This is a genomic window from Treponema putidum, assembly GCF_000755145.1.
Taxonomy (GTDB): Bacteria; Spirochaetota; Spirochaetia; order Treponematales; family Treponemataceae; genus Treponema_B; species Treponema_B putidum.
Genome location: NZ_CP009228.1, coordinates 601,238 through 613,269, shown reverse-complemented (window position 1 = coordinate 613,269; position 12,032 = coordinate 601,238). Strand labels below are relative to the sequence as shown.

9 protein-coding genes are annotated in these 12,032 nt (G+C 38.5%); 5 read left to right on the top strand and 4 right to left on the bottom strand.

Annotated elements, in window-relative coordinates; all coding sequences use genetic code 11:
- The first annotated feature begins 42 nt into the window (after nucleotides 1-42).
- The 3 genes from JO40_RS02720 to JO40_RS02715 are packed head-to-tail and all read left to right on the top strand — an operon-like array spanning nucleotide 43 to nucleotide 4,076.
- Nucleotides 43-2,844 (top strand): transglutaminase domain-containing protein, encoded by a 2,802-nt coding sequence (locus JO40_RS02720; RefSeq protein WP_245608970.1) that lies wholly within the window; start codon nucleotides 43-45, stop codon nucleotides 2,842-2,844.
- A gap of 5 nt (nucleotides 2,845-2,849) precedes the next feature.
- Nucleotides 2,850-3,059 (top strand): hypothetical protein, encoded by a 210-nt coding sequence (locus JO40_RS14385; RefSeq protein WP_245608969.1) that lies wholly within the window; start codon nucleotides 2,850-2,852, stop codon nucleotides 3,057-3,059.
- 48 nt (nucleotides 3,060-3,107) lie between these two features.
- A complete protein-coding gene (locus JO40_RS02715; protein WP_044977792.1) occupies nucleotides 3,108-4,076 on the top strand; it encodes an AAA family ATPase in 969 nt (322 codons plus the stop codon).
- Between the two features lie 26 nt (nucleotides 4,077-4,102).
- Here the strand turns inward: JO40_RS02715 and JO40_RS02710 are convergent, their stop codons facing one another.
- On the bottom strand, nucleotides 4,103-5,980 hold the full coding sequence (locus JO40_RS02710; RefSeq protein ID WP_049992377.1) for a hypothetical protein: 1,878 nt from the start codon (nucleotides 5,978-5,980) through the stop codon (nucleotides 4,103-4,105).
- Between the two features lie 150 nt (nucleotides 5,981-6,130).
- Between JO40_RS02710 and JO40_RS14380 the strand changes: the two genes are divergently transcribed.
- Together JO40_RS14380 and hutH are read left to right on the top strand one after the other, a co-directional pair.
- The gene (locus tag JO40_RS14380) at nucleotides 6,131-7,216 is read left to right on the top strand and encodes an endonuclease/exonuclease/phosphatase family protein (protein ID WP_245608968.1); all 1,086 of its coding nucleotides are present in this window, start codon (nucleotides 6,131-6,133) and stop codon (nucleotides 7,214-7,216) included.
- Between the two features lie 35 nt (nucleotides 7,217-7,251).
- Nucleotides 7,252-8,775, top strand: a complete 1,524-nt coding sequence (gene hutH / locus JO40_RS02700) for a histidine ammonia-lyase (RefSeq protein WP_044977790.1) — start codon at nucleotides 7,252-7,254, stop codon at nucleotides 8,773-8,775.
- 191 nt (nucleotides 8,776-8,966) lie between these two features.
- Here hutH and JO40_RS02695 read toward each other — a convergent pair whose 3' ends face one another.
- The 3 genes from JO40_RS02695 to JO40_RS02685 are packed head-to-tail and all read right to left on the bottom strand — an operon-like array spanning nucleotide 8,967 to nucleotide 12,031.
- Entirely contained in the window at nucleotides 8,967-9,884 is a 918-nt protein-coding gene (locus JO40_RS02695) for an acetyl-CoA carboxylase carboxyltransferase subunit alpha (RefSeq protein ID WP_044977789.1), read from the bottom strand.
- Nucleotides 9,884-10,687: an acetyl-CoA carboxylase, carboxyltransferase subunit beta gene (gene accD, locus JO40_RS02690; RefSeq protein ID WP_044977788.1), complete on the bottom strand. Its 804-nt coding sequence runs from the start codon at nucleotides 10,685-10,687 to the stop codon at nucleotides 9,884-9,886. Before accD ends, JO40_RS02695 begins: the two co-directional genes overlap by 1 nt.
- 24 nt (nucleotides 10,688-10,711) lie before the next feature.
- Entirely contained in the window at nucleotides 10,712-12,031 is a 1,320-nt protein-coding gene (locus JO40_RS02685; RefSeq protein ID WP_044977787.1) for an acetyl-CoA carboxylase biotin carboxylase subunit, read from the bottom strand.
- Nucleotide 12,032: the final 1 nt, after the last annotated feature.

The window sequence follows — 12,032 nt, the reverse complement described above, 5'->3', positions numbered from 1 at the left end:
TTTGATTTTTCAGATTATTTGAGGCTGCAAAGTGAAATCAAAATGAGTGATGACCTTGTTTTAGTTACTCATTTTGATAAAAATTTTTCGCATAATATGTTAAGAAGAATGTATCTTTCAGGATGGGATCCTGCAAAAGGCTTTTATGAAAAGAAAGCTCCATCTGAGAACGCTCAAATTACATCTTTGCCTAAGGGGCAAAAAGATATTTTACATAGAGCTTTTTCAATGCGGGAAAAAGCCGAGCAGGAATATTTTTTTGTCAACTTATCATCTTCATCCTTTATAGCTATGGATTATCCGACAAAAATAATTCCATATGAAATTTGGGATAGTTCAAAATTTAACGGAGGATATAAGGTATTCAGCGATGCAATATTTGATTTTGCATCGGACATTTACGGAGAAGCCTTTCCTTCAGGGGATGATGGGGAGGGACTGTCAAAGGAAGATTTGGATTTTTATACAAAAATTGATGATGAAAGTTTTAAACTTGTGCATCAAACGGCAGAAAAGATAACCGAAAATATTCCGGATTATTTGGATAAAATTCTAGCTCTTAAATTCTATTTTACGGATGGAGATTACCGTTATTCTTTAAAACCGGGCAAGGCTCCTGACGGTAACCAGTTAAAGTATTTTTTAACCGAAACAAAAAAAGGTTATTGCACTTATTTTGCATTTTCTTATGCGCTTATGCTTAGGAGTGTAGGAATCCCATCCCGTGTTGCCGTAGGATTTTTTGTTCAGCCCGAATCTGAAATTATGAATTATTATCCCGTAAGAGCAAACATGGCTCATGCATGGGTTGAAGTTTTTTTTCCGTTTATAGGCTGGGTCAGTTTTGATCCTACAACTTCTCAGCTCGCAGAAGGAGAAAATATTAATTTTGGTATGAATGCCGGAGGTGAAGAATTTAACTCTCTTTTAAGTGAGATTTTAGAAAAACGCAGTGAAATTAAAATTACTGAAATTACCGAAAAAGAATATGATATTTCAAATATAGGTACATATATAAAACGGTTTTTCAAAGAAAATATGTCTTTTTTTATGCTTATTATAATTATTTTTGCGGTTTTAATATTTATAATTTACAAAATACGGCCTTATCTTATATTAAAATTTTCAAAAAATAATAGGAGGGTTGTACTTACAGCCGGACGATTATTTAAGAAAAAAAGACAGAGTTCTGAAGAGGGTACACAAATGAATGTTCTGATTCAAAAAGCAAAATTTGCACCGGAGTGTACGGATGACGATGTAAAAATTGCAAAAAAACTCTTAAAAAGCAAAAACAGAAAAATTATTATATTATTGACTTTCTCTTTTTTATCATTCATTCTACATACTGAGAATGCGGATACTATTCTTTTTGAAGCCGAAAAGGCTATAGAAGCTGAAAATTGGGAACGGGCTTTATCCCTTTTACAGGACGGAATAAAAAGGTACCCGCAAAACGACAGCTTGTTTTTAAAGCTTGGGGAAATTTATTATAATCAAGAATTATATAAACCGGCATATAAGATATTAAAAAAAGGCCAGGATATTAATCCTGATAACAGCAGCATCTTGTTTTATCTTTCCGGCTGTGCGTCTTCCTTAAACAAATATGAAGAAGCCTTGGTGTATATTAAAAATTATTTATATCTTATTCCTCATGACCGCTTTGCAGCCGCTAATTACGGTTGGTTATGTTTTAAATGTCACAGGCCTGAGGAAGGAATAAATTTTTTATTGAATAACATAGAGCGTTACGGAAAAGATTTATCGGTTTATAATTCTTTGGGAACCTTATACAATGAAATCTTTGACTATAAAAAATCAAAAGAATTTTATGTAAAAGCAATAAATGAAGCAAAAAAACTGGATAGAAAGTATTCAGGGGCTATCTATTATTATAATAAAGCTATTTTAGAAAGTCAGTTTTATCAATTTGAAAATGCCATAGAGGATGCAAAGGCTGCTTTAGATATGAAAGAGCGCAGTTCAAGCTATATGATGATAGGAGAACTTGAAGAAAGAAGAAATAATTTTACACAGGCTCTTTCTTCTTATTTTTCAGCCGCTGCCGATGATGACACTCCTCTTTCGACATTAAGTATTATAAATTTGTTTTTGGAAACGGGACATATTGAAAAAGCCGAACAGTATATTTTAAATGAACTTCAAAATATAAGTGAGGCATGGATTTCAGATTACGGTTTGAGTGTAAATGAATTTAAAAGCAATCTTTATGATTTAAAAAGAGAATTATACATTCGTAAATATAATTTTGAAAAAACCAGATTGACCTTAAACTTTTTTGATTGGATAAAAAATTTAAATAATAAAATAAACTACAAATTAAAATATAAATATTATGATGCGGTTTTTAGATTATATTCTTTAAAAGTTGCAAAAGAATATAAACAAAATAATAAAAGGTATTCTGAGGATGTTGCAAATACTCTTTATGCCAATACTTATTATTATCGTGCCTTTAAAGGAAAAGGAAAAAAGGCTCTTAAATATCTTAAGAATTCAGAGTCTATAGAAACTATGCTTATTCCGCAAAGTGCAGGTGCTTATCTTGCAGACAAAGGCATCATTGAATCGGATTTAAAAATGCTTAATGAAGGTATTTCAAAAATGGATCCGGAATGGGAAAAATTTGCTCTTAAAAACTTATATGCTGAAGGAAGTAAGATTGCAAAACAAACTTCTCCGCAGCTTTATTATCTTTACTTAGAATCTCTTTTTGATTTGAATCCTACAGGTTTTTTGGAACATGATATAAAATTACCAGTAAAAATAAATATAGATATGGACAAAACCGAAAACATAAAACTCAATTCAAAAAAATAAAAAAATTGATAACATCATCCCGTTTTATAGAAGATGATAATTCTAAATTTTCTCTTCAGTTGACATATTCCGATAAAAACCTTTCTTTTAAATTAACCGATAAAAACGGGTATACTCTTTATAGTAAAAATTTTGTAATTGAAAAATTGGATAAAAAACATTTTAAAAATTCCATTAATGTCTTGGTAAAAGATATTTTTAGTTTTAAGTTATAAGGTCTTGTGATATAGAACAAAACCCTATTTTCGGTTATACTGTTTGGTATGAACACAAAAGATATAATAGATGAGCTTACAAAACATATCGGTTTAGTTGTAAAGGGTAAAGATGATGTTATCCGTCTTTTTGTTGCAGCGTTTTTGAGCGGCGGCAATGTTCTTATAGATGATGTTCCCGGTGTTGGGAAAACGACAATGGTGAAGGCCTTAGCTAAATTAATAAAAAAAGACTGCGAGAACACTGCCGAGTTTAAAAGAATCCAATGTACCCCTGACTTACTTCCTTATGATATTACTGGTGTTGATGTTTTTAATGCACAAACTCAAAGTTTTGAATTTGTAAAGGGCCCTGTTTTTTGCGATATTTTTTTGGCCGATGAATTAAATAGAACTCCTCCTAAGGTTCAAGCTGCTCTTCTTGAGGTTATGGAAGAAAAACAGGTAACTGTTGGAAGACAAACTTATAAATTGCCCGATACTTTTTTTACGGCTGCTACTCAAAATCCCGTGGAAACTTTGGGTACTTATCCCCTGCCTCCTGCTCAGCTTGACCGTTTTATGTTGTCTCTTTCTATAGGTTATCCTGATGATGAATCGGCTCTTGAAATACTTCAAGGCAACCCAGGTGTGCTTGCTCTTTCAAAACTTTTTCCCATTATAACTATCGGCGATATAATTGAGTCCCGCGGAGAACAAGAAAGGGTGTATTGTCACAAGGCATTACAAAAAGCTATAATAGATATTTGCAATAAAACAAGAGAGCATCCGGATATTGAGTTAGGTGCATCTCCCAGAGCTTCTTTACAGTTTTTGCATCTTGCAAAAACGATAGCTCTTTCTGATGGACGGAACTGGGTTGAAGATACTGATATTGAAATGATAGCTCCCTATGTCCTAGCTCATAGATGTATCTTTAAAAATAGAAAGGTCAATGAAAAAGAAGCTATTGCAGAAATTACAAAATCCGTGCTGATCAAAATGGATAAAGAAACGGACTGGTCTAAAGAGGCTTAAGTAAATTAAATAAAATTATTCGGCGCTTAAGAATATTGTGATACCAGCTTTAGAATATACAGCTCTACATAGTTTTCGATAGCATTTCGCTCTTTTATTTTTAAAAGGCCGGGAGATTCCAAAAGTGTTTTAGCCAGCCCTCTTACTCTGTCAGCAGTAAAACTTGTAACTGAAATAGTTCTATTTACTCCCCGTAAATAATCACGAATTAAGGCATTTACATCTTCAGTTAGATTCTCTCTTGCAGGGTGACCCAATGTGTGATTCCATTCATCCAAATTTTTTTCAAGAGCTTGATCTATTGTCATGCCTTCAGGAAGAAATTCGGCAGCGATTTTTTCTGCAACATCTTTTAACTTGAGTTTAGGTTTTTTATAGACAGTTTCTTTTTTTTCAGGCTGTACAGGCTGAGGCTTTTTTTTCTTTCGTTTGAAAAAAGCAATTATCGAAGAAATTATCGGAATAGTGTACCAGAATGGAAGGAGTATTTTAGTGTCGCTTAAAATCTCATATCTATTGAGCATTAAAATTTCATTATAGGCAGCAGGTTTTCCTGCCGGAAAAATTCGGTTTATCTCCATCGCTTGAATTTCATTTAACCGGGGATCTGCAATTATGGATAAAATAAAAGGAGCATTTAAAAGACCGTATAAATTAGGAGTTGAATGAGAGACTATTTCTTTTAACAATTCATTGAAAGCTGCATCGTTTTTCATTGATTCGTCTTGCTCAAAATTAAGGAGCATTTCGTGCCATTTTTTTATACACAGTTCCCTAACGGGTTTTCTTGCTTCGTTTATGAGAGATATTAAAAGGGGCACTACTTTTTCTGTAAGCAGGTAAAACCTATCATTTGAAGAATTTGTAAAGCTGAGAATATCGGGAATTATGTATTTTTCCGAAGTGCTTGTTTTTTCCTTCATAAAATTTTGTAAAGTTTCCTCAGAATATTGTCCGAGTAAGGGCACCCCTCTGGAATCTGTAAATTGGGTTATTTGCTTCATTGTAAAATAATACGGTGCCTTTTGAAAAGCAAGAAGGAGGTTCTTTAAAGCCGTGTCCGTTTGAATATCTTTTTGGACTCTGTTTCTATAATAGTTATTTAAATATTCCAGAATGCCGACGGCTTGTAATAAGGCTATCTCATCGGGGAGTTTTTCATTCTTTTTGGCAAATTCTTGTTTTATAAAGGCACAGAGTTGACCCCACAATATATAGTTGTCGCCCGATTCTTTGACATTTTGAAAACTATTAACGCTGTGTGACATTGCTCTTGTTATGAAAGTTTTAACCGTAAATTCTTTACCCGGATTGGCGACCAGAAGCCTTTTTTGCATGTAGTCCCTGCTTTCATCTTTTGATAAAAAAAGTTTAACCTTATCTAATGCCAAATTTAAAAGTTTTTCGGTCTTGTAAGAGCCCGGAAAGATGAGAGCCGGAATATCGCCGTTATAGTTTAGTACATATAAAAAAGAACTTTCCTTAGATTCCGGATTTATTAAGGCTATGTCATCTGAAAGGGTGATTGTCTTTAAAAGTTTTCCCGGAAAATTTTTAGGCAGATCGGATAAAAGAGGAAAAGGAATATCGGGATGCTGCTCAAGATTTGCGTATTGACGGGATATATTATCTACGTGGTAATATGGAACGAATATAATGGTTGTATTGGACTTATCCGTTGTTATTTCGATATCTCCATCCTCTTGGATTTTTTTTAGTTCATTTAAAAGAGTGTCAAGAGAAATTTCAAGGTGGACAGCCAGTTCCGGCTTTTGTTGTAAAAACCGGCGTGCATAACGATGGAGATAATCTTGAAAAGGCTGCAGTGTAACTTGGGCACTGTCTCTGCGTAAAGAAAACAATCTAAGTAAATGCAGTAAATCAGTATAAATAGTCATTCCTATATTATACACAATATTTTTTAATAATTCAAGATTATCAACAAATTTTCAACAGATATCAACCCTTAATATTAACCTTTTGTAATTGAATAAAACTGTTTTTTTAGATATAATCCTAAAAAGAGCAATAAGTTTAATAAAAGGCGGGCTGATATGCTTTCACGCAAATTATTTATTTTTATTCCCTTGGCCGTTTTAGCGGTATTGATTTTTTTGACTGCCGGTTTTTTTGTGTTTGTTACCATAGCCGAATACCGGCCTAAACCGATTGAAAATGCAAATATAACGAAAAGATCAAAAGAAGAAGTCATTCAGGCTGATGAAGCCTTTAAAGTTTTAAGCTGGAACATCGGCTATTGCAGCCTTGATGCTGAAAACGACTTTTTTTATGACGGGGGAAAAAATGTGACGGCCCGAAGTAAGGAAACCGTATTATATAATCTCGAAAAAGTAAAAGCTCTGCTTAAAAAAGAAGATTGCGGTATTAACCTAATCCAAGAAATCGACTTAAAATCAAAACGCAGCTTTTATGTAAATCAAGAAAAAGCCATATCCGATTTTTTTGCCGATTATGATTCAGTCTTTGCAGCGAACTACAATGCCGTCCTTGTGCCCGCTCCTGTGTCAAATCCCTTGGGTCGGGTTAAGAGCGGTGTCTTTACGCTAAGTAAATACGTAATAAAAAAAGCTGAACGTCATCAGCTTCCCGGCACCTTTTCATGGCCCTTAAAAACCGTCAACTTAAAGCGCTGCCTTCTTGTTTCTGAAATTAAAACCGATGTTCCGGGTAAAAATCTTTATATAATAAACTTACATCTTTCGGCTTACGATGCAGCAGGCATATTAAGAAAGCAGGAAATGGAATATCTAAAAAACCTTGCTTTAAAATTTTATAATGATGGACATTGGGTAATTGCCGGCGGAGATTGGAATTCTCTTTTTCCGGGTGTAGAAAAAAGCCTTTTTATGCCTTATACTACCCCTGATAAATTTCTTGAATGGATAGAATATTCTCCTGCCGATTTTATCGGAAAGGACTGGAAATGGGGATTTGATAGCTCTACGCCTACAGTTCGTCTTTTGGAAAAGCCCTACGTTAAGGGAGAAAATTACACCACGATAATAGATGGGTTCATATGTTCTCCCAATGTTGAAATTACCGGAGTAAAAACTATTGATTTAAATTTTGAAGTTTCGGATCACCATCCCGTAATTGCAGAATTTAAACTTATAAAATAGGTCAGCTATAAAAATACAAATACAAGGAGCAAAAAATGAAGGTAAAACCTGTAACGGTAACCGGCAGCAGTTTAACGATCGAAGATGTTGTAGCTGTTGCCCGCCATGGAGCGGAAGTAAAACTATCCGCAGATGCAAAAAAAAGAATCAAGGATTCAAAGAAAATTGTAGACGATATCGTAAAAAGCGGTAAGCCTACCTACGGTATTTCGACCGGCTTTGGTGAATTATCTACCGTAACAATTACTAAGGATCAAAACGGTGCCTTGCAGAGAAACTTAATTTTAAGCCATGCCTGCGGTGTCGGCAATCCTTTCCCGGAGGACATAGTTAGAGCCATAATGCTTTTAAGGCTAAACACACATGCAAGCGGTTTTTCGGGTGTAACCCCGTCTATTCCGGATATTCTTGTAGATATGCTAAATAAGGGCGTAACTCCCTATGTGCCCGAAAAAGGTTCATTGGGAGCAAGCGGCGACTTGGCAAACCTTGCCCACATAGCCCTAGTAATGATAGGCGAAGGAAAAGCCTATTATGAAGGCAAGCTGATAGAAGGAAAAGCTGCGCTTGAAAAGGCCGGTTTAAAGCCAGTCGTTCTTTCAGGAAAAGACGGTCTCGGCATAATTAACGGAACTCCCGTAATGTCAGGTATCGGAGCCCTAGCCCTGCATGATGCCGAGCAGCTTTTAAAAACCGCCAACATGGGAGCCTCCTTGGTGTTTGAGGCCTTTAGAGGAATTACTGCAGCCCTCGACCCCCGAATCCATAAGTCCCGCCCTCACAAGGGGCAAATTGATACGGCCGCCTTTATCCTCAAAATGTTAAAAGGAAGCTCTTCTATCAACACAAGAGAAAATGATGTCCAAGACCCGTACACCCTCCGCTGTGTTCCGCAAGTCCACGGAGCAAGCGCCGATGCTATTGCATATGTGCGCAAGGTTTTAGAGATAGAAATCAATGCCGTAACCGATAATCCGCTCGTCTTCCCCGACAATCATGATGTTATTTCGGGCGGAAACTTCCACGGGCAGCCAATCGCTATAACTATGGACTTTTTAGGCATTGCCGTAAGCGAACTGGCAAATATAAGCGAACGCCGAATCGAGCGCCTTGTAAACCCGCAACTAAACGGAGGCCTTCCTGCTTTCTTAATAGAAAACGGAGGAGTAAATTCAGGCTTTATGATTCCGCAATACACGGCCGCATCCCTTGTTTCAGAAAACAAGGTATTGGCTCACCCTGCAAGTGTTGACTCTATCACCTCATCGGGGAACAAGGAAGACCACGTAAGTATGGGAACTACAGCTGCCCGAAAAATAACCGAAATCGTTAAAAACGTGCGCCATGTTCTTGCTATTGAATGGCTTACGGCTGCTCAAGCCTGTGATTTACGGGGAGTAAAAAAATACGGAAAGGGAACCGGCGAGATGATGAAGCTTATCCGAAAACACATTTCCAAGGTTACCGAAGACCGCATTCTTTATAATGATATTATGAAAGCTCTCGAAATTATTTCAAATGATGAAAATATTGAAATGATTGAAAATGCTGTTAAGTAAAAAGAAATGAAACCGCAGGGGCCGCAAAGGGTTAATTGGTAATTGTGCCTATATGAAAACCGCTTCTATATCCTTTATAGCGTTGAGAAGTGTACAAGAATGTACGCCTCTCAACAGCTTTGCGGTCTTGGTGTCCATTGCGGTTTCTTTCGTTTTTTATTTTTAACCGCTTAGTTTATAGAAATCTCCGTTTATTCCGAATATTTTCCTATGCTTCTTATCTTTTTGCTTCGGTATTTTACCAAAACTGCAGGGTCGCGTTTTGTAAGGTCGGCTAAATCTTTTAGGATTTGTTCCTTGATAGCATCGGCGGTTTTTTTGGGATCGGTGTGAGCTCCTTTTTCGGGTTCAGGGATTATGCCGTTGATTACCTTTAGGTCAAGAACCTCTCGGCTGGTAATTTTAAGCATGGCTGCGGCATCCTTTGCCCTGCTTGAATCCCTCAATAAGATTGAAGCGCATCCTTCAGGGGATATAACCGAGAATATGGCGTTTTCAAGCATGTAAATCTTATCTCCCACCCCTATGCCGAGAGCTCCGCCGGAACCTCCTTCGCCTATGATTATGCAGATTATGGGAGTTTTTAGGCGGCTGAATTCCCGTAAGTTAAAGGCAATAGCTTCTCCGATTCCTCTTTCTTCGGCTCCAAGGCCGGGATAGGCACCTTGTGTGTCGATAAAGGTAATAATCGGCCTTTTAAACTTTTCGGCTTGTTTTGCAAGGCGCATGGCTTTGCGGTAGCCTTCAGGGTTTGCCATACCTCCGTTCCTTTCAATGGTTTCGCGCAAGTTTCTTCCCTTTTGGGTGCCGATCACCGTAACCGGCCTTCCGTCGATAAAGCCTATTCCGCCTATCATTGCGGGATCATCTCCGAAAAAACGGTCTCCGTGAAGTTCGGTAAAATTATCGAAAATCAAATTTATGTAGTCCAATGTTCTAGGCCTGTCGCTGTGGCGGGCGAGTTCTACCCTTTCCCATGTTTTTGCAAGAGCTGTTGAGCTTTCAAGTTTTGCATTTATTTTTGCAAGTTCCTCGCTTATATCAAGTCCCGCTTTTTGGGCTATATCCTTTAAATTATTTAATAAGTTTGTTTGATCTGTGCCGCTCATTAGTTCTCTCCTGCTGTCTTTTTCTTTTTAGGGGCTTCTTTAAGGCCGAGGCTGTGAGCGTCAATCATACGGGCAAAAAATTGTCTTTGCTCTTGGCGCGGTACTATACAGTCCACAAAGCCTTTTTCCAACTGAAATTCCGCCCTCTGAAATCCTTCGGGGAGCTGCTGTCGTATAGTGCCTTCGATAACTCTTGGGCCTGCAAAGCCGATAAGGGCACCCGGTTCCGCTGCCGTTATATCTCCGAGCATTGCAAAACTTGCCGTAACTCCTCCCGTAGTCGGGTCACAAAGCATTATAAAAAGAGGAACCCCTTTTTCATCCAGCTCGGCGGCCGCACTTGAAGTTTTGGCCATCTGCATTAAAGAAAAAAGCCCCTCCTGCATTCGTGCCCCGCCTGAAGTCGCATAGATAATTACAGGTATTCTTTCAGCGGCTCCCTTTAGCATAAGGCGCGAAATCTTTTCGCCTACAACGGAGCCCATGGAGCCTCCCATAAAGTGAAAGGACATGAGGGCTAAAAGGGCATCTCTTCCTTTAATCTTACAAGAACCCGTAATAACGGCTTCGTTTAAGGCCGCTTTTTCTTCTGCAGCCGAAATTTTTTCTTCATAACCTTCCATTTCGATGGGATTACAGGTTTTAAGATTGGCATAAAGCTCTTTGAAAGAATTCTCATCGGTTAGATAGGTGATTCTTTGCCTCGGCTCTATGCGTAAATGATAATTACAATGAGGGCATACCATCAGGTTATCTGTAAACACCTCTTCATCATATGATACTTTACAACTAGGACAATCCATTTAAGTCTCCCTATAAAAACTTTCTTACTTACTTCCAAAAAGCTCTTCATAGAGTCCGGTACCGAAAACACCGGATTTGAACTTTTTCGAGTTAAGTATAATCTTTTGTTCTTCAATATTGCAAGTGATGCCTTCAATTTTAAGCTCATCAAGGGCACAAAGCAGCTTTTGAATGGCATTGGCTCTATCGGTTCCGTGAACTATGAGTTTAGCCGTCATTGAATCATAAAACGGAACTACCGAATAGCCTTGGTACAAAAAGCTGTCAAAACGCACTCCGTTTCCTCCGGGAACCCTCAAATTCTTTATGAGCCCCGGAGAGCGGGCATTTATTCTGGCTTCGATAGCCCATCCCTTGGTGGGCAAAATCCCTTGGGCAAACTTCATATTTTCCCCTGTACAAACACGGATTTGTTCTGCAATTATATCGGTGCCGGTAATCATCTCCGAAACGGGATGCTCTACCTGAATTCGGGCGTTTACTTCCATAAAGTAGAAATTATTGCCCGATACGAGGAACTCGATTGTTCCTGCCCCGCGGTATTTAAGGGAAGAAAAAAGGCTGACAGCTCCCTTACACATGGCTTCCCGCATTTCCTCGCTTACAGCCGGAGAGGGGCTTTCTTCTATCAGCTTTTGATGATTTTTTTGAACAGAGCAATCCCTTTCACCCAAAACGGAAACGGCTCCTTTACCATTGCCTAGAATTTGAAGCTCTACATGGCGCGGATCTACCAGATATTTTTCGATATAAACCGTGCCGTCGGCAAAATTGGCTTCGGCTTCGGCGGAAGCGATTTTTAGGTTTTCGGCTAATTCCGATTCTTTATAGACGATGCGCATTCCCTTTCCGCCGCCGCCTGAGGCTGCTTTAATGATAACAGGATAGCCGCATTTTTCGGCCGTTTTTTTAGCTTCGGCCAACTCCTTTATAGCTCCATCCGAGCCGGGGGTTACAGGAAGTCCGCTTTTTACGGCTGTTTCGCGGGCACGGACCTTATCGCCGAGCATTTCGATTGTGCCGGGTTTTGGCCCTATCCAAAAAAGCCCTGCATTTTCTACCTCGCGGGCAAAACCTGCGTTTTCCGATAAAAAGCCTACCCCCGGATGTACGGCCTCGCAAGAAGTGCAAAGGGCTGCCGTGATTAGAGCTTCCCTGTTAAGATAGCTTTTAGCCGAGGGGGGCGGGCCTATGCAGACTGCCTCATCAGCTAAAAGCACATGGAGGCAGTCCTTGTCCGCCGTAGAGTAAACGGCGACGGTTTTTATTCCCATTTCGCGGCAGGAGCGGATAACCCTCACGGCTATCTCGCCTCTGTTGGCGATAAGTATTTTTTTAATCATA